Here is a 21,974-nt window from a genome sequence, read left to right on the forward strand (position 1 = left end):
GTCGCGGATTACCTGCACCTGCACATCTTTACGGTGCATAAGCTTGCGCGGCAAGGCGTCCTGCCGGCGTTCAAGATCGGCCATGGATGGAGATTCAGAAAAGAAGCCCTCGACGAGTGGATACGCACGAGAGAGGGAAGCGGAAAAAATAGACGATCAACTAAGGCCCCTTTGAAAAAAGGGGTTTTTTGTTGACTACTTTTGTTTTGGGAGAGATGAAGGCATTATGAAAAATGAGATCGTCATTACAGGCATTGGTGTCGTTGCTTCGAACGGCATAGGAAAGGAAGCTTTCTGGAACGCCCTTCAGAAGGGGGCCAGCGGCATCAAGCCCGTGAGCCTTTTTGATACAGGTTCTATGAAGTCCAAGCAGGCTGGAGAGATCAAAGATTTCGATGCGAAGCTTTATCTGGGGGACAAGGGGCTTCGCCTCCTTGACCGTTCGACAAAACTTGTGAATGTAGCGGCCAAGCTTGCCTTGGACGACGGGCATTTTACGGTCACAGAGGACAACGCGGATGAGACAGGCGTCGTCTTGGGAACGACCTTGGGGAGCGTCTGGAGCATCAGTGAATTCGATAAGACCGCCCTTGTCGAGGGGCCGCGATATGTCAACCCGGCGCTTTTTCCCAATACCGTCATCAATTCCCCGGCAAGCCAGATATCGATCCGTTTCGGCATCAAGGGTTTTAATACGACGATTTCCACGGGATTTACATCCAGTATGGATGCCTTAAAGTACGCCTGTGATTTCATCCGGCTGGGCCGCGCCAGGGCGGTTTTGGTGGGAGGGGTCGAAGAGCTTTGCCTGCAGACGTATCTCGGTTTTTATAAGCTCCAGTTCCTTTCGGGGTCCAAAGATGACGATCGGGAACTGAATTGTCCTTTTGACCGCAGGCGTAACGGGATTGTGTTCGGAGAGGGCGCAGTGATGTTACTTATTGAGGACCTGGAGAGCGCCAGGGCCCGAGGCGCACACATTTATGCCAAGGTTTCTTCCCTGGGCTATGAATTCGTTCCTTACCGCATCAATAAATATCACCGGCTGGGCACAGGCATCCGCAAGGCCTTGAAAGAGGCATTGGTAGACGCCGATCTGGATGTCAAAGATATCGACTGCATCAGCGCTAATGCGAATTCCACGCGCGAAGCAGACCGGATCGAAGCGGAGGCTATTCAGGAGGTCTTCGGTTCGGCGGCCCAAAAGACGCCGGTGAGCGCGATCAAGTCCATGGTGGGCGAGACGTTCAGCGCTTCCGGCGCCATGCAATTGGCGGCGGCATCGGGAAGCATCGAGCAGGGATTTATTCCTCCGACGGTGAATTTCAAGGAGAGAGACCCGGACTGCGGTCTCAATTGCAAGGCCGGCGTATCGCAAAAAGCGGACATTAACCATGTCCTCGTCAGTTGTTTCGGGCCCAGCGGAGTCAACACGGCAGTTGTCCTGTCAAAATATGAAGAATGATTCGTTGCTCAAAGACCGGATTGGCATCGTTTCTGGCGGCAGCAGGGGTATCGGCCGGGCAATCGTCAGGGAGCTTGTCGCCGCAGGCGCCAAAGTCGCCTTCACATACGTCAAAAGCGATTCTGAAGCAAAAAAACTGCTCCAGGAAGTCGCGGACGCTGGTTCCGAGGCCCTGAGTTTCAAGGGCGACGTGCGCGATTATGATACTTGCCGGGATTTTGTGGAGCAGGTCAAGGCATATTTCGGAGGTCTGGATTTTCTTGTCAGCAATGCCGGCATCACGCGCGATAAGGCCTTTATGACGATGGAAAAAGAGGACTGGAAGGAAGTCGTCGATGTCAATCTCACCGGCTGTTTCAATATGGCGCGTTCGTGCATTGTGACGTTTCTCAAGCAAAAGAAGGGCAATATCGTCAATATCTCATCTATCAGCGGGATTTCCGGCATTGCGCGGCAGGTGAACTATTCGGCATCCAAGGCGGGCATTATCGGTTTGACCCGCGCCCTGGCCCAGGAGGTCGCGCCCTACAATATCCGCGTCAATTGCGTGGCACCCGGCTTTATTGAGACGGACATGCTGGGTGTCCTCAAGGAGGAGCTCAAGGATAAATTCCGCCGCGCCGTCCCTTTGGGCCGGTTCGGCCATCCGCAAGACATAGCCAAGGCCGTTTTATTTCTCTTAAGCGAGCAGTCCAATTACATCACGGGCCAAGTCATCAAGGTCGATGGCGGTCTGCATACGAGCAATTGACAACTAGGTGAATAGGAGGGACTGACGGATGGCGCGCAGCGTTCAGGAAGAAGTCTTGGAGATCGTCGCGACAGTGATTGAGAAAAACAAGGGCGAAATTCCACTCGATGCGCATTTGATCCAGGATGTGGGCGCTGATTCTATGATGGCGCTTGAGATCCTGGCGGCTCTTGAAAAGAAATACCGCATCGCGGTTCCTGAAGAGAAGCTCAAGGAGATGACTACTGTCAATAAGATCGTCCAGATGGTTATGGCGGCGAAAAAAAAGAATAAATAGGCGGGCCAGTGCCTAAAGAACGCAAGGAGACAATGAAAAATTCTTTTGGGTCTGAAGATATCAAAAAACTTATCCCTCAACGATTCCCATTTTTAATGATTGACCGGGTCATGGAGGCTTCGCCTGAGAAGGTTGTTGCCATCAAGAACGTGACAGCCAGCGAACAGTTCTTCAAGGGCCATTTTCCCGGGCAGCCTATTATGCCGGGCGTTCTTATCATCGAGGCTATGGCCCAGACAGGTATTATTCTTTACAAGCAGATATTCCCCAATGACAAGGTGCTTTTTCTTGTTTCTGTCAAAAGCCGCTTTTCAAAGCCCGTCATCCCTGGCGACCAAATGGTGATCACGGTTGAACCCATAAAGATGATGTCAAAAATGGGGATTTTTAAAGCAGTCGTTATGATAGAGGAGCATAAGGTCGCCGAAGCGGAAATCGCCTTTGGTTCCCAGGATGCCAAATCCGCATGAAGCCTCCCCCTAAAGCCAGAAATATTAAACGCCGCGTTGTTGTTACGGGGTTGGGTGTTGTGTCTTCTATTGGCATCGGTGTTGCGGAATTTTGGAAGAACCTTATTGCCGGCAAGCCGGGTATCTCTGACATTGAGGCTTTTGATACCTCCGATTATCCTATCCACAAAGGCGGAGAAGTTAAAAATTTCCGTCCCGAACATTTTATTGATAAGCGAAAAATCAAACATTTGGGACGCGCCTCCCAGATGGTCATTGCAGCAACGAAGTTGGCCTTGGAAGATGCGGGTCTAAAAGAACGCCGGATTGAGAAGACCGGCGTTTTGCTTGGGACAACAATGGGAGAGGCTCAAATTTTGGAAAAGCTCGATAAGGTATGGGTTAAGAAAGGCCAATCTGAACTAGTCGAGAAATTAATCTCTCGTTACACATCCAATAATCTTTCCGTAAATGTCGCTACGCATTTTTCTTTTGATGGTTTTAATGCGGTTATGCCGACAGCATGTTCTTCGGCTAATTATGCAATAGGATATGGTTTTGACCTGATTCGTCAGGGAGGCGGGGAAATATTCCTCTGTGGTGGCGTCGATGCATTTTCAAGAGTTGCCTTCACGGGATTTAATCGTCTATTGGCCATGGCTCCCGAAAAATGTCAGCCTTTCGATAAAAACAGGAAAGGCATGATGTTGGGGGAGGGGGCGGGCGTTTTGCTTTTGGAATCGTTTGAGCATGCCCAGGACCGGGGCGCGAAAATCTATGCTGAAATACTCGGATATGGCTTAAGTTGCGACGCCCATCATATGACTCAGCCATCCGAGGAAGGAATTGCTAGTTGTATGAAGAAGGCATTAAAAAATTCCGAAGTTTCTAAAGAACAAATTGACTATATAAGCGCCCACGGCACAGGGACACCTCAAAATGATAAAGTTGAGTGTGCCGCCCTGAAGAGAGTTTTTGGGGAGAGATTAAAATCCATTCCATGTAGTTCTATAAAATCCATACTTGGCCATACGATGGGCGCAGCTTCTGCTGTTGAATCAATTGTTTGTTGTCTTTCTATAAGAGATCAGGTTCTCCCTCCAACAATTAACTTTGAGACATCGGATGAAGATTGCGCTATTTTTTGTGTTCCTAACGTAGCAATAAGGCATAAACTCGAAATCGCGTTAAATAATTCATGTGCTTTTGGCGGTAATAATTGTTCAATTCTTTTTAAGAATGAATACCTTTAAATTTATCAAGCAACTTATTTTAAATTTTTTGTTTTCAATCATCCCTAAGGGTGTGAGTCAAAAGTTCATTTTTAGTGGCGATTTTGCTTTTATGGCAAATTTACCAAATTTTGAAGTTATTCCAGATAATATTTTTTTTGTTCCGTTTAAAAGTTTTATATTTAGGCATATGCCTCCATTAATTGTTTCTCAGATTACTGGTTTTAGAGATAAAAATAATAAAAAGCTTCGCGGAATTTCAATCTTATGTTTTCTTACTGCGGCCCAAATCATGGAAAATAGAAGTTTTGCTGCTCATAGAATATTGCAAGGGATTCAGCTTGCCGAAAAAGCTGGCTGTAAAATTGTTAGCTTGGGAGCTTTTACTTCAATAGCTGTACGTGATGGTCTCGATCTTTTGGGGAAGACCAAGCTTGGCATTACAACTGGAAATACCTACTCTGCCGTTATTGCCATTAAGAACCTTAAAAGAGCTTTATCTCTTAAAGGAATTAAATTATCTGATGTTACTGTTGCAGTAGTGGGAGCTGGAGGTTCCGTTGGATCAGGATGTGCTAAAGCTTTAATTAATAATGTGAACAAGCTTTTATTGATTGATATTCAACTCAAAGAGATAAGAAACATTTTTGGTAACCAGAGCAATATTAAGACTAAGCTAGTGTTGTCTGAGAAGATTGAGTCTATAAAAGAAGCTGATGCCATCATAGTTGTTACAAATGCAGTGAAGGGAATCATAAGAAAAGAATTTTTGAAAAAAAATGCTTTAGTTATCGATGGTGCCTATCCGCCTAATGTATCAAAAGAAACTATTCTTGCAAGGCCAGATGTGTTAGTCGTTTCTTCGGCTATTGCAAAGGTCCCTGGGGTGGATTTACATTTTAATTTTGGGCTAGGGAAAGAAGAGGTCCATGGTTGTCTTGCAGAAGCACTTATCCTTTCTTGGCTGGGAGTGAGAAATCATTATGCCTTGGGAAAGGTTGATGAGAACAATATGATTGAGATGGATGAGGTCGGTTCAAAAATAGGTCTTGATGCTGCTGCTTTCCGTAATCTCGCCGGTTACCTTTTAGGAGATGCAAAATGAACCATTATGCATTTTCTTGCTTAATCGCAAGTGTTAGTACATTTATTTTGGGATTGTTGGTATATTTGAAAAATCGACGTAGTTTGTTAAATATCATGTGGGCTTTATTCGAATTTAGTATTTCGCTTTGGTGTTTTTCACAATTTATAGAATCGACCATTATAATTCCTCATTGGGCTTTATTTTGGAATAGATTAATGTTTCTAGGAATAATTTTCATTCCAATTTGTTTTTTCCATGCCACCGTGCTTTTGTTAGAGCAAAAAACCAAAATTCTACCGTTTGTTTATGGCATAGGTTTTTGTTTTGTTCTATTTCTCTCGCCACCGTTTTCTGATTTATTTATAAAAGACGTGGTGCTGAGGCCATATTTTGGTTATTACACTTCACCCGGTATTTTATATAGTTTCTTCATGGTCTTTTTTGGTTTAACTGTAATCTATGCTTTCATTCTTATGTTTAATAAGCTTTATCGTGTCACAGGGATTAAAAGGCAACAACTTAAATATGTATTAATCGGATCTGGTATAGGTTTTGTATTAGGATCATGCAATTTTCTTCCTGCTTACAACCTGTCAACTTCACCATATATAAATTATCTTTTTGCATTTTGTAATGTTCCTATTCTTTACGGCATCATCCGATATCGACTTATGGATGTTAGACTTATAGCAACGCGCTCAGGTATTTTTGTGGCAACATATTCTTTAATTTTGGGAACACCTTTGTTAATTATTTATTTTTGGCAGAATGAATTAGTCGTTCTCTTTGGCTCATCTTGGTGGATTGTGCCTTTTCTTTTTTCTACTACTTTGGCAACTCTAGGCCCCTTTCTCTACATATATTTCGATAGTAAAGCTGAAAACAGATTGCTTAGAGAACAAAAAAATTACCAGAACATTTTGAGGGGTGCTTCTTCAGGTATGATTAGAATCAGAAATCTCGATTTATTATTAAAGCTTATCGTTTATGTCATAACAAAAATTGTCAGAATCAAACATTCAATAATCTACTTATTGAACGAGGAGGGCTCATTTTACGTCTTGAAAGCCATGAGAGCGGCAAGGGGGGTCAGTATTGCTACAAAAGCCATCGACGTGGGTTCTCCTTTGATTTGGCAGCTGAACAAGGATAAAGAGCCGCTAGTGACTGAAGAGTTTATTATAAGGTTGAAAGAGGGATCGCAGAATACCATCTTGTTAAGTTTGGTTGAACAGTTGACTCAGTTGAATGCTGCTTTGATTGTTCCGAGTTTTGTGGAGGATCGCCTTATTGGAATACTTGTTTTGGGTGAGAAGCGTTCGGGAAAGATGTATTCACAGGATGATTTGGCGGTATTTTCTGTTTTGGCCAACCAAGCTGCTCTGGCTATTGAAAATGCGCAGTTCTATGAGGAAATTAGGAAGACGCAGGAGTCACTTTTTCAAGCCGAGAAGATGGCGACAATCGGCACCATGGCAGACGGCCTGTCGCATCAGATTAATAATAGGTTCCATGCTCTTTCTCTGATTGCTGGCGACTCCTTGGACGTTATAAAAACTTATGATTGCTCTCAGTGCAGCGAAGAGATAAAGCAGATATTCAACGATCTTAAGAATTCACTAGAACGTATTCAGGCGAATGTTCTGCAGGGGGGCGAGGTAGTGAAAGGATTGCTTAAATACTCCCGTCCTGGCCAAGGAGGATTTGAAAGAGTTTCTTTTAAGGATGTTTTGGAGGGTGCGGTAGAGATGGTGAGCTATAAGATTAAGCTTAGGGAAATTGACCTCGTTAGAGACATTCCATCAAATCTTCCGTGTCTCAATGCTAATATTGTTCAATTGCAGGAAGTTTTCTTTAATCTAATAGATAATGCCTATGATGCCATAAAAGAACGGCAGATATATTTAAATGAAGAAGGATACCGAGGAAGAATCGAGATTTCAGCTATGTCAGATCAAACCTGCATACATGTGAATGTTCAAGATAATGGCATAGGCATTAAGACTGAAGATGTGAAAAAACTTTACACGCCTTTCTTTACTACAAAGGCAACTTCACGAAAGGGGACGGGTCTTGGTTTATATGTTATTGAAAAAATTATCGCTTCTCACAGTGGTCAGCTTAAAATAGATTCTGTTTATCGGTCTGGGACGTGTTTTACTGTTAGTCTTCCTATCAAGCCTACGCTCGCGGCAGCCTAACTATTACAGAAGTACCCAAACCTAATTCACTTTCAATTCTAATTGTACCATTATGATTTTTGATGATTTGATGACAAATAGCAAGGCCTAACCCCGTTCCTTTATCCTTTGTGCTAAAAAACGGGTTAAAGACATTTTTTAGATTTTCCTTTGATATTCCGCAGCCGTCATCTTTTAAAATTATCTCAATTCTTTTGTCTTCAACAGATTTTGTTGAAATGCAGATTTTTCCACCATTGGGCATCGAATCTATTGCATTGATAATAATGTTAAATAAGACTTGTTTAATCTGTCCGGTATCAATATTTGCAGCTAGATTGTAATCGTCATATTGTTCAACGATCTGTATTTTTTTCTTCAAAAAATTATTGCTCATTAATTCAAGTATTTCTTTGATACTATCACAAATGTTAATGGACCTTAGCAGAGGGGGTTCTGGTTTAGAAAAATCTAAAAGTTGTCGTACGATACGGTTAATCCTGTCGACTTCCTTGGGGACAATTTTAGAAAATTTTTTTAAAAAGTTTTCATCTTTGTATTTTTCCGGTAAAAATTCAGTGAATGTCTTTAGCGCCGTCAAAGGGTTTTTTATCTCATGAGCGACTCCAAGCGCAAGAGAGCTCACAGCCTTGAGCCGCTCGGCACGCTCAATTTCTTGTTTAAGCAATTCATTTTCTTTGGCTAATTCCTTGGTTGTTTTCCCCAGGAAAAGACGGTCGATATAATTTTGAATTTTATCACGTAAAGGATTAAACAAAAGAGCGATAATCACAGCGGATAGTAGACTGAGAAAAAAAGATCTATACCCAAGGATGCCTCTAAATAACCATTCGCTGATGAGGATAACGATTAAATATATACAGGTAAAAATAGTTATCAGACTTGAATAGAGGAGGCCTTTCCGAAGAACTATCTCGAGCCCCATAATCTGGTGTTTAAAAACCGCATAAGTAAAAATCATACAGTAAAGTGATATACCAAAATTGGCTAATGGGTAAAACCAAAAGTTAATAAAATATAAAAAGTTAATCGCTCCGCAAATACACCCAATAGCGAGGGCAATGAATAGTAAGAGTACCTCGGTTTTTTGTTTTTTATCAATATTTCTTATATAAAAAATGATTAAATAGAAATGTGCTAAGATTACGGTGAGAAGCCAAAAAACAAACCAAGCTAGATAGAAGGGGCCCCTTATTGGGAGTAAAAGATAATTATATGAATGGATTAAATTTGTATATACTGCATTTGGTATGAACATCATGATGATGAAAATATAGCCAAAGCAGTAGAAGAAGAGACACGTTTTTAAATTTGGCTTGTTGGTTAAAGTATGAATAAAATGTAATAATGTAAGAGCTATCGAAGTAACAAAAATGTTAGTTATCTTTGCAATCTGCAATGCTGTCCCTAATTCAAGAGTTTTTATGCTTAGAATAGTTGCCCCAATGGCCCATCCAAGGATTGAAACATTCATTGCAAGCCAGGCTCTATGAATAGCATTAAGGGTACCAAATCTGAATACTATAAGGATTACCGATAAGGACGAAAATACAAGAATAAGGCTAGTAGTAGTAAGGAAATTTATTTGCATTGATAGATAGGGAATTGTAATTTAACGATAGTGCCTTTATTTATTTTGCTTTGGACTTCAATTTTTCCATTATGGTTTTTTACAATTTGGTGGGTGATTGCGAGACCAAGGCCAGTGCCGGATTCCTTTTTGCTAAAAAAGGGATCGAAGATATGGGGCAAATCATCTTTCGAAATTCCGCTGCCATTATCTTTTATAGATATTTCCAGAAAGTAATTATCCAATAATTTTATTTCGATGACTATTGTCCCGCCCCGAGGTATAGCTTCCATAGCGTTAAAAATAATATTAAAAAAAACCTGTTTTATCTGTTCGGGATCTGCATGAATGGTATTATTTTCATCTTCGTATATTTCAGATAATTCTATCCTTCGTTTCAAAAACTCGCTGTTTAAAAAGGCTAAGTTTTCTCGGATGATCTGTTGAATATATGTTTGTTGAAATTTTGGAGCTGAAGGCTTGGAAAATCGGAGTAGTTGTTGAATGATATTATTAATGCGTTCTGTTTCAGCTGGAATAAGCCTAGAAAATTTTTTTAAAAAATCTTTATCATCAAGTTTTTCTGGTAGATATTCAGCAAAGGTTTTGATTGTCGTTATTGGATTTTTAATTTCATGAGCGAGTCCCAAAGCCAATGCGCTGGCGGTTTTTAGACGTTCAGAGTGTTCGAGCTTTTGCTTTAGAAGATTGTTTTCGTTGGCTATTTCTTGAGGTGTTTTCCCGAGGAATATTCTATCAACAAATTTTTGTACTCGTTCTCGAATCGGATTAAATAATATTGCAATAATGGTTGAAAAAAATAAACTAACAATTATTGATTTATAACCAAATAAGCCCTTGAATAACCATTCTGTCAAAATTACTAATGATAGATATGTAACTATTAAAAGAGTAATGAGGATTGAATAGAAGAGTCCTCTTTTATATATAATTTGCATTCCAATAAGATGGTGTCTGAAAATGAAATAAGTAACAAGTAGACAATACAGTGTGCATCCAAAGTTACCTATCTGGAAAATAGAAAATCTTAGAGGTATTAAAAAATTCAATGATCCGATAAGAAAAGAGATTAGCAGCGGAATTTGGAAATATTGAATTCCCGAGTTTTTATCGATTAAATAACTATTAATTAAAACTAGATGGGTATATAAGCAAGTGATGAACCAAGCTAAAAACCAATAAAAATATAATGGTCCCATATTTACAAGGATTTTGCCTTGGAATGGGATATCCGCTATTCTAAATACTAAATTTGTAGAGACGATTAGGATGCCGAAAATGAATGCTTGTGCATAGGCAGCTAATGTAAATTTTTTGAGATTTCTTTTCGAAAGATAAAAAGCTATGTGACTAATTGCCGGAGAAGTAAAAGTTACGGCAAAGCAACCTATACGCCAGCAAAAATCAACTAGGTTAATATGAGAAAAAGGAATAATGCTGGATAGGGTGGCAGATGTTCCCCAGATAAAAAGGGCAACATTAAAGAAGAGCCACATTTTATGTACTTTTTCATTTCCAAAAATTAGAAGAACAATTATAAGAAATAAAGATGTTATGCTGAGGGATAGGCTTGAGAAGAAGAACCAGTTTATTGAAGACATGAAATCAGAGGGATTCACTTACTTTGTCGAGGATTTCCTTTGAAGCAAAAGGTTTTGGGATGTAGTCGTCAGCGCCGACAGATATGGCCTCTTGTGCTATTTCGGGACTGGCATAGCCGGTGACGATGATGATTTTGATGTCAGGCCGCACGCGTTTAATCTCACGGGTGACCTCAAGGCCGTTTTGTTTGGGCATTTTAATATCCAGCAGGACGAGTTTGATATCTTTCTGACGCTCGAGTTTTTCAAGGCATTCCTTGCCGCTGCAGCTGAAGACGAGATCATAGTCATTTTCCAGGATGAGTTTTAAAGATTCTCTGATGCCTTCTTCGTCGTCACATATTAAAATTCTTTTTTTAGCTGTCATGTTTCCTCCCATGAAGAAAGTTCATAGCCGATTTGATTATAATGCGACCGGGCTAACAACTGTGATCAGCTTTGCGGTTTTTGAGCCGGCGTTTTTGACAGAGTGAGGGAGGGATGCATCGAAGTAAGTGCTGCCATTTTTTTTAAGCTGATAGGTTTTGTCCCCGATCTTTAATTCTGTTTCCCCCTCAAGGCAAAAGATGAATTTATCCGTTCCTGGAGAGTTTTCTTCTGTTGGCGTGCCTTTCTGCGGCTCTATGATCAAAAGTTGGGGCAACATTTTCTTTTTTCCGGTTTGTTTAGCCAGAATGATGGAAGACACCTTCTCATCGTAATTAAAAACTTCCGCATCCTTAATTGTCTTTTCATCGAAAGAGACCACTTTTTCTTCGGCGTTCTCCAATCCTTTGTAAAGTTCTCCCAGGTTTACGCCTAATGCTTCGCAGATCTTAAGATGTGTATTGAGATTGCCCGTTGTTACGCCGTTCTCAATGCGGCTCAAAGTAGCTTTGGCAACCCCGGAAATCTCAGCGAGTTTATCCAGCGTTAGATCCTTCTGTTTCCTCAATGCTTTAAGTTTTTCGCCTAATTTCATAGCTTTCTCCTTTGTTTAAAGATATCATAACTGGAACAAAAAGTCAAACGAAATTGGAAAAATTATTGTGCTAAGATTGCAAATTTACATATTCATATCATTTTGAATTACAATATGTTACGCATTTTGTTCCATTTATGGAAAAATAATTATTGACATAAATGGAACAAAGTGTATACTCGTTATTGCAACAAAAGTTATATGCTGCCGCAAAAATGAGAGAAATAATCGCCTTTGAACTTAGAGAAGAACTCGCCGAGCAATTCCTCAAAAAGGGTATGCCTCGTCATTGCGGTTTATGTAAAGACAATACGGTCTGTTCGCGCCGTAATCCTGAATCTCATTGTTTATGGTTGAAACGCAGGAGAATATCTATGAAAAGGCTTCTTGTTGTTTTAAGCTTTATTTCGTTTTTTCCAGTTTCGGTTTTCGCGGCATCCCCAACCTTGGGCCCGGTTTCTCCCGCCAGCACGGTTCTTTCGGTCAATGATTATGCGACATTTACGACTGTGTATAACGATGCGGATGGATGGAAAAATATCAAGATGGCCTATATCCATGTGAATGTGACGACTAATAAGACGAATTCGTTTGAGGCTTATTATAACCGAGCAACCAATAAGCTTTATTTACGCAACGATGCCAATACTTCATGGGGGACAGGATGCGCACCTGGAACGGCCAGAATGCTTGAGAATTCATATGTCAGGATGGATTGTTCACAAATAAGCGTTTCCGGTAGCGGCACGAAAATGACGGTTCGCTGGGTGGTTTTATTCAAAGAAACTTTTTTGGGCGCAAAGAACATATACCTATATGTGCAGGATGCTGGGGGTTTAAAAGCCGGCTGGACAAAAAAGGGTGTATGCACGATCACAGAACCAGGGACAATCATAGGGTCTGAGGGGGGTGAAGTCCTTTCATCTGACGGGAAGACAAAATTGATCATTCCGGAAGGTGCCATATCTGCAGCGCGTGGTTTTGAGATACTCCCCGTGAACCCAGAGGTCATGGAAGGCGCTGTGCCAAATCAGACAATCCTTCTGAATGTTGTCGAGTGCAAACCTTATGGTCTGGTTTTTAATATTCCAGTTCAACTCATTTATCAACTGGACCAGGCCGGTATTCCGGGGACGCCGGTTGAATTGGGACTCTACGATAGCGTACAACAGAAGATCAACTCTACGGGAAAGACGTCGGTTATTTCCTCTGATGGTTTTAGTGTAACGTTTCTGGTGGATCATTTTTCCACATATGCGGCTTTGATAAATCTGGTTTCTCAGGGTGCGCCGATCGGCGGCGGAGTCAAGATTCCGTTGCCGGATCTTTTAACAGGGGCATTCAGCCATAGTCTTCCGATAACTGTGGCGCCGGGGCGAAAAGGCATACAGCCTTCGCTTGCGCTTGTCTATCGTTCTTCAAATGCGAATTCTTGGCTGGGCATGGGGTTTGATCTGAAGCAAGGATATATTGTCCGATCCACGCGTCTGGGCGTGCCGACGTACGACGATACCAAAGATACATTCTATTTAGTTACGGATGCCGGGACCACGGAATTGGTGCATTTGGTCGATAACCTGTATCAGGCAAAAATTGAATCTTCGTTTACCAGATTTTATAAGGAGAACAATGACAGATGGAGAGCTTTGGGGAAAGACGGCAATATCTTGAAATTCGGCGAGACGGATGAAAGCAAGGAGGCGGGTTGGGGAGGGACATTTGCTTGGTATTTGACTAAGGTTTTGGATACGAATGGTAACGATGTGAAATATGATTACTTTAAGGATGCCGGGAAGGCATATTTATTGCGTATCACTTATACAGGAAATGAAAATGCCGGCGTTGCGGGCAGGAATACGGTTGATTTTGTTCTAGAGGACAGGGCAGACCATATACTTAACTATATGAGCGGGGCAAAGATAGAGACAGCAAAGCGTCTTAAAGAGATCCTGGCAAAGTGTAACGGCGACCTGGTTTGGCGTTATGCCATCGAATATGGCAAGAGTGATGACACGGATCGTTCGATCGTGTCTTCATTCCAACAGTGTGCCAGCGACGGTATTTGTTTTCCCAGCCAAATCTTTGAGTACCAAAACAATAACTAAGATAGAGGTATTTATGCGCAAAATTGTCTCTGTTGTTTTGATCTGTGCTCATATATTGGTGTTCGGTGGCGTGAAAGAGTCATTGGCGTTCGGTATGGCTGGTTCAACCTTGGTGATACAAAGTGGCGCCGTCGCTCAAGGGGCAGGAAGCCGAGCGGCCTCAAATTTTAGTCTCGTCCAGGATGGTTTGGGTGAGTCGTGTGTCGGCCGGGCCCAGAGTGCAGCTTTAGTTCTGGAAAGCGGTTATATGGCAACAATTAAATCAAATCCACCCATTTTAACGCAAGCCATCCCCAATCAGAATTGGCAGGAGAATGAGGCTAAAACAAATGCATTTGACTTTGATGATCACTTTTTGAGCTTTGATGGCAATGTCTTGAATTATTCCGTCAGCGGTAATCAGAATATTGTCGTTCAGATTGATCCTGCGACACACGAGGTAGGCTTTTCACAAGCCCAGGGATGGTTTGGCACTGAGAAGGTTGTGTTCAAGGCAGAGGATACGGAAGGAAATTCCGTCAACTCGAATGAAGTGACCCTGCAGGTGGGAGGTGTGGATAATGCGCCTGTTCTTGATTATATTCCTGACATTTATGGGGATGAAAACCAGGAAATTGTGATTATGCCGCACGCGACCGACTTGGATGATGATGAGATCGCCTATGCGTTTACGGCACCGTTTGATGCGCAGGGCCGGTGGCAGACAGACTTTGACGACGCGGGGATGTATGTCGTCACTGTTACGGCCACGGATGCCACCGGTCTTGTTGCCAGCCAAAATGTTAAGGTCAATGTCAGTAATGTGAACCGGCCGCCGGTCCTGTCGACCCTGACTGATATCACGGTTCAGGAAGGTCAATTGGTGGCCGTGATTCCACAAGCGACTGATGCGGATGGCGATGCGATCAGTTACTATTTCTCGTCCCCCTTGGATACGACTGGGAAATGGCTGACAGGATACGATGATGCCGGCTCATATTCCTATAGCATCACGGCTTCGGATGGCATTGATACAGTTACTGAAAATGGATGTATTGTTGTTAGCAACGTCAATCGACCTCCGGAAGTTGATTTAACCTTGAGTGCATATACTATCAATAAAGGCGAAGATGTTGTAGTTAGGATTTCGAGCAGTGACCCGGATGGGGATGGGTTGGTCTTCGTTTTGAAGAAAGACAGCCAGGAGATAGCCTCTGGTGATCTAAATGGTGTGTATGAGAAGACAGTTTCCTTTGACAATGCAGGGGATCATGTCGTTTCCGCCATTGTTACGGATATGGGCGGCTTAAGCGTCGAGAGTTCGGCTGGCGTAGATGTCGTAGATCCGAATGCGTCAACCAACCTTATGTTTCCGATCATGGGCGATTTCAACGGCGACGCTCTGTGCGATCTGGGGCTCTATAACGGCGCAACAGGGGTTTGGGAGGTGGTGATTTCAGAAGGCGGCGTTTTTACGAATGCCGCCGACTGGCTTCAGTCGGGGACGACTGGTGTCGATGTATCTCCAGTAGGGGGAGATTTTAATGGTGATGGAAAAGCCGATGCCGGACTGTATAACAAGACGAACGGTGAACTGCGTATAGCCTTATCGACGGGAAGCGGATTGTCTTTGCCTGCGTTATGGCTGGATTTTACGGAAAATCCTTCGTCATGGCTTGTTTTTTCTGGGAATTTCAATGGAGATAAATATTGTGATTTTGGGTTATATAACAAAGAAACAGGAGAGGTGCGAGTCGTTTTAAGCCAGGGCAGCGGTTTTGGTGCCATGACGACGTGGCTGGCCGGTTTTGGAACGAATTATTCGGTGTTGATGGGTGATTTTAACGGAGACTCATTGGCCGACCTCTGCCTTGTTAAGAAAACAAGCGGTGAATATAAAGTCGCGCTTTCCAACGGCAGGGCTTTTGTGGACGGAGGCGTTTGGATTTCGGGATTCGGGGCCGGTAAGGACCCGGTTGTTTCGGATTATAACAACGATGGGATTTCAGATATCGGCTATTGGGATAAGCTTACCCCGGATTGGTATTTTGCGGTTTCAACAGGAGAAGATTTTTCGACGAAAGGGCTCCTGGGGAGTTTTGGCAGCAGCGCCGATGAATTCGTCACAACCGGCGACTTTAACGGCGATGGCATATCAGATCGCGCCAGTTATGACCATGAATTGATCGGTATTTTACGATGGAAAACGCAGATCGTGGATCAAAGGTCTCCGGATTTACTCCATGGCATAGATAATGGTATCGGTGGAAAAACAGAAATCGTCTATTCTTATGCCTCTGCCGCGGACAACCCCTATCTGCCGTTTCCAGTACAGGTAGCGTCTGAGATCAAAATTATTGATACGCTACCTGTCGGATCGCCGCAGGAGGCCTATAGCCAACAGTTCATTTTTTCCGATGGTTATTATGATGCCGGAGAGAGAGAATTTCGCGGATTTGGAAAAGTCAAAGCGATAGATCCTATTGCGGGAAATTATACGGAAACGTATTTCTATCAGGGAAAGTCAGACCAGGATGGCGCTTTAAAGGGTCAAATTGAAAAGATTGTCGCGTTCGATGGGAATGCCCGCCAGATCAGCCAGACGGTCAATACATACGATGTCAGGAAGGCCGGTCCTACTGATAATGTTCTTGGTTTTTCGGCCCTTGTTCGTCAAGATACAACTGTCTGGGAAGAGGGCGGGGTTGCTGTAAGTACGGCCAGTGAATTTGCCTACGATGCTATAGGCAATCTTCTGGAAGCGAAGAGTTTGGGTGATATTTCGAAAGAAGGCGATGAAAAAGCGACGGAAACAACATATGCCCAGGCTTACCAGGATGGTTTGAATCGACCTGTGGAAGTTCTCTTAAAAGATAAAGATGGCGTTACTGTGACAAAGAAAAGCCTTGAATACGATTCACGCGGCAATTTAAGTAAAGAGTCTGTCTTTATTCTCAATCCTTTAACAGGCAGTCAGCAATCAGTGGTCAGCATCTATTCTTACGACATTTTCGGTAATGTATTGACGACGACGGATGCCTTGGGCCGCACAGTGACGACGGAATATGAGACGGTATTCAATTCTTTTCCTCTGAATATCACTAATACGTTAGGTCATATGGTTTCTTACGTTTATGACCCAAAATTGGGTGTGATTACCCAGTCGACAGATCCTAATGGTAATACAAGCTCGACCTCTCATGATTCTCTTGGTCGTCCTATTCAGACAATGAACGCTTATGCCGAAGTTACAATAGAATTCAATTACCCTGATTTCAATACTAAAGTTTCCCGGCAAGGTAATCTTGAAAAAATGGAATACGTGGATGGCCTGGCTAGAAAATACAAGACGGTTTCAAGCGGGGAGGATGGAGAGAACAGCCGTCAGGTTTCAACCGAAGCCTATTTCGACGACAAAGGCCGGATCGAGAAGGAATCAATGGCGCATTATGTTGATGAGCCGGAGACCCAGATTTCATATGTAAAATACGAATACGATATCCGCGGCCGGATCAAGAAGACGATATCAGATTTTCCGGGGACGGCTAAAGATGCTGAAAGTCAGATTTTTTACGTTGCACCGCTTTATGTTGAGACCGTTGATCCGATGGGCCACAAGAAAGGGACCCTGAAAGATGTTTACGGCAATATTATTGAGGTCACGGAATTCACTCAGGGAGGGGTATTTAAGACAGTTTATGAATATGATATTCAAGATAACCTGCTTAAGGTAACAGACGCCCAGGGGAACGCTTCGCAGATTTGGTATGACTCTGCGGGGCGCAAGATAAGGATGGATGACCCTGATATGGGGGTCTGGACATACGAATACGATCTTCTGGGGAATTTGATAAAGCAGGTCGATGCAAAAAATCAGGTTTTGGAATTCAGCTACGATGATTTAAACCGGTTGACCGGCAAACAGGCTGATGGGCAGATGCTCGTAACATATATTTACGATGAAGCAGCCAAGGAGAACTGCATAGGTCGCCTGTCGAAAGTCGTCGACGGTTCCGGGACGACGGAATTCTTCTATGACAAGCTTGGCCGGGAAATAAAGTCTGTCAAAACTGTTGATGCTCACGCGTATGAGTTTCAAAGAGAATATGATGCCTGGGATCGTTTGACAAAATTGATCTACCCCGACGCTGAAGTAGTCGAGTATTCTTACGACATCAATTCCGGTTTCTTGGACAAGGTGTTTAGCTCGTCTAACACAACGAACTATGTGAATTCGATGAACTATGATGCCCAGGGCCGTATGCGCCAGATCCAATACGCTAACGGCACATGCACGGACTACATGTATGGTCAAGATTTGAGGTTGGCTCGTATACACACGATGGCTGGAAGCGCGGATCTGCAGGATTTGAACTATGTCTTTGACAAAAACGGCAATGTGGTGACCTTAACGGATAATCTGCGTAATAATATCCGCACGTTCGGCTATGATGAGCTGGATCGCTTGACTTCCGCGCAGAATATTCCCGATGGATCCGGCACGTCCAATCATAATTTTCAATACGATGCCATTGGCAACATGACGTATAAGTCAGATGTTGGTTTTATGTTATACGGCGCGAATGTCGGGCCGCATGCCGTGACGTCCGCAGGCAGCTACAGCTACCAATACGATGCCAACGGGAATATGACATCAGGGAAAAATAAAACCCTGGAATATGACGTTGAAAATCGTATAATTAGGATAACTCAACCCGATGCTGTGACGTCATTTATGTATGACGGGGACGGTGGACGTGTAAAGGCTTCCCGAACTGCGAATAACGAAATCCGAACCACGACCTATATCGGGTCGCTCTTTGAAATTCAAGCTTCGGCCAGCGGGCAGCAGGCAATGGTAAAGCATATCTTTGCCGGATCAACACGGGTTTGCAGCGTTAAGTCTGTGGATGGCGGAGCATCGACCACGGATTATTATCACGGCGACCATTTGGGGTCCTCGAGTATCATCACTGATCAGGACGGCCAACAGGTGCAGTATCTGGAATACGCGCCCTACGGTACGGTTGCACACAACGAAGGCACAGACGCCACTGCCTATAAGTTCACAGGCAAAGAATTAGACTCAACCGGCCTCTATTTCTATAGCGCGAGATATTACGACCCCGAGATCGGCCGCTTCGTTTCTGCCGACACCATTGTCCAGGCGCCCTATGATCCGCAATCCTTGAATCGTTATGCCTATTGCCGAAATAATCCTATCAAATATGTCGATCCGAGTGGGCATTTTTTCTGGGTAGCTGCAATTATTGGAGCAATAGTTGGAGCGATAAGTGGCGGCATCTCAGCCGCTCAAGCCGGTGGTAGCATCTGGGGCGGCATTTTTTTTGGCGCAGTTTTTGGCGGAGCAACAGGAGCGATAGGGTTTGGGGTTGGGCAAGCATTGCAGGCAGCGGCTGAAGCGGCGAAACAGGCTATTACAGCTGTTGGTGGTGCTTTAATAACCGGGCTTGAGTTTGGTATTGGGGCGGTTGGTTCGGGAATGGCATCAGGCTTTGCCGGAGGAGAGGGGAGCTTTCTTGATGTTTTAAAGGGCGGCGCTATAGGCTTTGGTACTGGTTTTATTACAGGAGCTGCCGTTGGATATAGTTATGCCAAGGGATGGCAAAGCATTCTACATGGAGCGGACATCCGTGCTACAAACGCCAAAATTTTTATGGATCAAGTTGGAAGCGGAAATTATGGAGGAGCACAACAAACCCTAAGTACGGACAGAACGCTACAGATTAGACTTAAAGGCGCCAAAGTACATTTTACTAGTGAAAAAGGTTTAGAAGGTATTCAGTTATCTCAAACAATTCGAGAAGGACAAGGAGGGAAGGTCTATTTAGCTGACCTTTTGCCTGGCTTCGATGCTCCTAGTTTTACAGCAAATACGCTTCAAATACCATCTCCTAATCAAATTGATTCCTCAAGAGCCCAATATTTTGTGGGTTTAAATAGCAAAAATCTTATGCTTTCTTCAAACTTAGTCCGAGATTCTGTAAGTGGCTGGACTAGATTTGAATATATTCACGAGGGGAGTATAAGTTTATCTAATACACAGGTATATGGATATTATTCAAATAATCCTAGCGGACATGCTGCTTATATGAAAGAAGTGCTCACTAATTAAATTTTTAAAAAGAGAGAAATATGCCTAATGGTAAAGGTTTCGCTCAATGTGGTGAATGCTTGAATTTTGTAGCTGACAGAAAGCAGCATTGCAAGAAACATAATTTTGATTTTCCTCTTATCCTTATTGGGTATGAATTCTTATGTAAGGATTATGCGCCTGCGTATAATTATTCAGAGAAGCCTAGCAATGAAATGCAGTCCCTGGAGGCAGGGAATCTATTCTATTATTGTTGCCAAGGAGAAAGGAATTATAAGAAATTAGAAAAATTTACGGAATTAGAAAATGCTATATATGGAATACATTTATTAGATGATAGACGTTACAAATGGTTATTTGAGGTAAAGGATTATCAAAAAGATCTCTGGGATTCAAAATCGATTATTTTGCGACATGATAGTAAAAGCGAAAACTTTATCCGGCGTAAATTAACAAAAGAAATGTTTACTTCATATACATTCGCTACAAAAAGTGTTTTGTATACCTCGCAGCTTATAGACGTATACGTGCCCGAAGATAAAAATAGCGAATTTTTAAACGATATTGTAGAAAATTTTATTGGATTAAATAGGTATCAATATAAAATGAAAACAAAGGAAGAATTTCTTTGTTTTGGTATTAGTATTTTTTTAAAAAAAATGGAAAATTCAGTCTATAATGTCATGCAGGATTCATATTTTAAAGATTTTTTTGAAAAACTTGGATGAACACAATAAAAATTAATAGGACCGGGTACCCAAAGCTTAATGAGTAATAAGGAGCTATGGCGGAAGTGGTGCGATGGGGAGGATTGGATCTTCCCGGGTTGTGTTAAGATTAAATATGTTTTTGAATAAGGAAGGCGTTGATGCTCCTCTCTGGGAGTACGGTTTTACAAAAGAGGAAACAACAGTACAGAGGTTATATTACAACTGTGGATATGATTGCAGGTCGTACGTTACGTTGATGGAAGCCAGTATGAATGAGGCCCTAAGGGATTTGGATTCTAAGATTTCTCAAATGTCTGAGAAGGATTTAAGGAAATTAAATTAAATGCTATTTAGTTTATGGCGAAGAAGAAAAAAAGAAAATCTATTATTAAAAGCCATTTTGCGGGTTTTCGAGAATGAGGCGAGAGGCAGGGTCCTTGATTTTGGCGCTGCGCAGGGGATGTATTCTATAGAATTGCATCGCATGGGATTTGACGTTGTGGGCGTTGATGTCACGGAAGGTTTTCAGCACAAAGATTTAATGAAGTTCGTTAAGCTTGAAGGACAGGGGGCTTTGCCGTTTCAAGATGATTCGTTTGATCTTGTTCTTATGGCAGAGGTGATTGAGCATCTGAAGGATCCATACGGGTTAATCAAAGAATTGGGGCGTATTTTGAAAAAGGGCGGAAAGATTATCCTCTCTACGCCGAATATATTGAATCTGAAATCGAGATTCAGATATTTGATTGAAGGTGCGTATGAATATTTCCGCGAACCGCCCATAGAACACGCAGGATATAATCTGGCGACGGGGATAGATGTTTCTCAAGTTCATGTTATGCCCTGGAGATTCCATGAACTTGAATATTTATTGAAGGAGTGCGGTTTCCGCATTGAAGATATATGCACGAGTGTTTACGAGGGTTTTGGGTACTTTTTGCTTTTGCCTTTTATCAGATTCCAATTAAACGCGAAAGCGAATAGATCGATCGAAAAGGGAGGGGTTGATTATCGTAGAATCAATAAAATACTACTTACAAATGAATTGCTTTATGGGAGGCATCTTATTATTAAAGCGGAGAAGAACTCATAAGATTTTTTTTGTTCGTATTGTTCCATAAATGGAAATATATTCAGATTCTTAACTGGAACAAGAGGAGGAGCGATGAAAAGACGGCAAAGGATAAACACATGGTGCATATTCCTGGTTGCGTTTTTCATGTGGGCAATGGGGGCATTGGCGGCAATCCCTCACATGATCAATTACCAGGGGCGGTTGACTAATTCCAGCGGCGTGCCTCTGACAGGCGCTTATGATGTTACCTTCAGAATTTATGACGCGCAAACAGCGGGAAACCTGTTGTGGCAGGAGACCCATGCCGGTGTTGTGGTGGACAAGGGGATATTCAGCGCTGTTCTCGGCTCAGTTTCAGCTTTAAATATCGCTTTT

General features: G+C 42.7%; 17 protein-coding genes. 13 read left to right on the forward strand and 4 right to left on the reverse strand.

Annotation, left to right across the window (positions count from 1 at the left end):
- The 8 genes from WC473_05735 to WC473_05770 form a co-directional block, all read left to right on the forward strand.
- Positions 1-195: helix-turn-helix domain-containing protein (locus WC473_05735; GenBank protein MFA5125291.1), on the forward strand; the 195-nt coding region annotated here is incomplete at its 5' end.
- A gap of 31 nt (positions 196-226) precedes the next feature.
- Positions 227-1,465 carry a beta-ketoacyl-[acyl-carrier-protein] synthase family protein gene (locus WC473_05740; GenBank protein MFA5125292.1) on the forward strand — a complete coding sequence of 413 codons (1,239 nt, stop codon included), beginning with the start codon at positions 227-229 and terminating at the stop codon, positions 1,463-1,465.
- Positions 1,455-2,216: a 3-oxoacyl-[acyl-carrier-protein] reductase gene (fabG, locus tag WC473_05745; GenBank protein ID MFA5125293.1), complete on the forward strand. Its 762-nt coding sequence runs from the start codon at positions 1,455-1,457 to the stop codon at positions 2,214-2,216. Before WC473_05740 ends, fabG begins: the two co-directional genes overlap by 11 nt.
- A gap of 28 nt (positions 2,217-2,244) precedes the next feature.
- The gene (locus tag WC473_05750) at positions 2,245-2,493 is read left to right on the forward strand and encodes an acyl carrier protein (GenBank protein MFA5125294.1); all 249 of its coding nucleotides are present in this window, start codon (positions 2,245-2,247) and stop codon (positions 2,491-2,493) included.
- A 32-nt stretch (positions 2,494-2,525) separates the two neighbouring features.
- On the forward strand, positions 2,526-2,963 hold the full coding sequence (gene fabZ / locus WC473_05755; protein MFA5125295.1) for a 3-hydroxyacyl-ACP dehydratase FabZ: 438 nt from the start codon (positions 2,526-2,528) through the stop codon (positions 2,961-2,963).
- Positions 2,960-4,195 (forward strand): beta-ketoacyl-[acyl-carrier-protein] synthase family protein, encoded by a 1,236-nt coding sequence (locus WC473_05760; GenBank protein MFA5125296.1) that lies wholly within the window; start codon positions 2,960-2,962, stop codon positions 4,193-4,195. The genes fabZ and WC473_05760 overlap by 4 nt, the downstream gene beginning before the upstream one ends.
- A complete protein-coding gene (locus WC473_05765; protein ID MFA5125297.1) occupies positions 4,182-5,279 on the forward strand; it encodes a hypothetical protein in 1,098 nt (365 codons plus the stop codon). The genes WC473_05760 and WC473_05765 overlap by 14 nt, the downstream gene beginning before the upstream one ends.
- 653 nt (positions 5,280-5,932) lie before the next feature.
- The gene (locus WC473_05770; protein ID MFA5125298.1) at positions 5,933-7,462 is read left to right on the forward strand and encodes an ATP-binding protein; all 1,530 of its coding nucleotides are present in this window, start codon (positions 5,933-5,935) and stop codon (positions 7,460-7,462) included.
- Here the strand turns inward: WC473_05770 and WC473_05775 are convergent.
- Genes WC473_05775 through WC473_05790 form a run of 4 tightly spaced genes read right to left on the reverse strand, consistent with a single transcriptional unit; the run spans position 7,443 to position 11,615 of the window.
- Positions 7,443-9,053, reverse strand: coding sequence for an ATP-binding protein (locus WC473_05775; GenBank protein MFA5125299.1), 1,611 nt, complete (start codon positions 9,051-9,053; stop codon positions 7,443-7,445). The two genes, WC473_05770 and WC473_05775, sit on opposite strands and share 20 nt — an antisense overlap.
- The gene (locus WC473_05780) at positions 9,044-10,654 is read right to left on the reverse strand and encodes an ATP-binding protein (protein ID MFA5125300.1); all 1,611 of its coding nucleotides are present in this window, start codon (positions 10,652-10,654) and stop codon (positions 9,044-9,046) included. The genes WC473_05775 and WC473_05780 overlap by 10 nt, the downstream gene beginning before the upstream one ends.
- A gap of 4 nt (positions 10,655-10,658) precedes the next feature.
- Positions 10,659-11,033 carry a response regulator gene (locus WC473_05785; protein ID MFA5125301.1) on the reverse strand — a complete coding sequence of 125 codons (375 nt, stop codon included), beginning with the start codon at positions 11,031-11,033 and terminating at the stop codon, positions 10,659-10,661.
- Between the two features lie 24 nt (positions 11,034-11,057).
- Positions 11,058-11,615 carry an XRE family transcriptional regulator gene (locus tag WC473_05790; GenBank protein MFA5125302.1) on the reverse strand — a complete coding sequence of 186 codons (558 nt, stop codon included), beginning with the start codon at positions 11,613-11,615 and terminating at the stop codon, positions 11,058-11,060.
- Between the two features lie 161 nt (positions 11,616-11,776).
- Between WC473_05790 and WC473_05795 the strand changes: the two genes are divergently transcribed.
- The 5 genes from WC473_05795 to WC473_05815 form a co-directional block, all read left to right on the forward strand.
- Positions 11,777-13,720 carry a SpvB/TcaC N-terminal domain-containing protein gene (locus WC473_05795; GenBank protein ID MFA5125303.1) on the forward strand — a complete coding sequence of 648 codons (1,944 nt, stop codon included), beginning with the start codon at positions 11,777-11,779 and terminating at the stop codon, positions 13,718-13,720.
- Between the two features lie 13 nt (positions 13,721-13,733).
- Complete coding sequence (locus WC473_05800; GenBank protein MFA5125304.1) at positions 13,734-19,835, forward strand: RHS repeat-associated core domain-containing protein; 6,102 nt, start codon at positions 13,734-13,736, stop codon at positions 19,833-19,835.
- Positions 19,836-19,855: 20 nt separating this feature from the next.
- A complete protein-coding gene (locus tag WC473_05805; GenBank protein MFA5125305.1) occupies positions 19,856-20,542 on the forward strand; it encodes a hypothetical protein in 687 nt (228 codons plus the stop codon).
- A gap of 325 nt (positions 20,543-20,867) precedes the next feature.
- Positions 20,868-21,617, forward strand: a complete 750-nt coding sequence (locus WC473_05810) for a class I SAM-dependent methyltransferase (GenBank protein ID MFA5125306.1) — start codon at positions 20,868-20,870, stop codon at positions 21,615-21,617.
- A gap of 162 nt (positions 21,618-21,779) precedes the next feature.
- A partial coding sequence (locus WC473_05815) for a hypothetical protein (protein ID MFA5125307.1) occupies positions 21,780-21,974 on the forward strand: 195 nt, incomplete at its 3' end.

The organism is Patescibacteria group bacterium (assembly GCA_041650895.1).
GTDB lineage: Bacteria > Patescibacteriota > Patescibacteriia > 2-01-FULL-39-33 > 2-01-FULL-39-33 > CAISTG01.

What these genes read in the sequence shown, in the direction of transcription:
- WC473_05740 (MFA5125292.1), top strand. Translation starts at nt 227, where the DNA reads ATGAAAAATGAGATCGTCATTACAGGCATTGGTGTCGTTGCTTCGAAC.
- fabG (MFA5125293.1), top strand. Translation starts at nt 1,455, where the DNA reads ATGAAGAATGATTCGTTGCTCAAAGACCGGATTGGCATCGTTTCTGGC.
- WC473_05750 (MFA5125294.1), top strand. Translation starts at nt 2,245, where the DNA reads ATGGCGCGCAGCGTTCAGGAAGAAGTCTTGGAGATCGTCGCGACAGTG.
- fabZ (MFA5125295.1), top strand. Translation starts at nt 2,526, where the DNA reads ATGAAAAATTCTTTTGGGTCTGAAGATATCAAAAAACTTATCCCTCAA.
- WC473_05760 (MFA5125296.1), top strand. Translation starts at nt 2,960, where the DNA reads ATGAAGCCTCCCCCTAAAGCCAGAAATATTAAACGCCGCGTTGTTGTT.
- WC473_05765 (MFA5125297.1), top strand. Translation starts at nt 4,182, where the DNA reads ATGAATACCTTTAAATTTATCAAGCAACTTATTTTAAATTTTTTGTTT.
- WC473_05770 (MFA5125298.1), top strand. Translation starts at nt 5,933, where the DNA reads ATGGATGTTAGACTTATAGCAACGCGCTCAGGTATTTTTGTGGCAACA.
- WC473_05775 (MFA5125299.1), bottom strand. Translation starts at nt 9,053, where the DNA reads ATGCAAATAAATTTCCTTACTACTACTAGCCTTATTCTTGTATTTTCG.
- WC473_05780 (MFA5125300.1), bottom strand. Translation starts at nt 10,654, where the DNA reads ATGTCTTCAATAAACTGGTTCTTCTTCTCAAGCCTATCCCTCAGCATA.
- WC473_05785 (MFA5125301.1), bottom strand. Translation starts at nt 11,033, where the DNA reads ATGGGAGGAAACATGACAGCTAAAAAAAGAATTTTAATATGTGACGAC.
- WC473_05790 (MFA5125302.1), bottom strand. Translation starts at nt 11,615, where the DNA reads ATGAAATTAGGCGAAAAACTTAAAGCATTGAGGAAACAGAAGGATCTA.
- WC473_05795 (MFA5125303.1), top strand. Translation starts at nt 11,777, where the DNA reads ATGGAACAAAGTGTATACTCGTTATTGCAACAAAAGTTATATGCTGCC.
- WC473_05800 (MFA5125304.1), top strand. Translation starts at nt 13,734, where the DNA reads ATGCGCAAAATTGTCTCTGTTGTTTTGATCTGTGCTCATATATTGGTG.
- WC473_05805 (MFA5125305.1), top strand. Translation starts at nt 19,856, where the DNA reads ATGCCTAATGGTAAAGGTTTCGCTCAATGTGGTGAATGCTTGAATTTT.
- WC473_05810 (MFA5125306.1), top strand. Translation starts at nt 20,868, where the DNA reads ATGCTATTTAGTTTATGGCGAAGAAGAAAAAAAGAAAATCTATTATTA.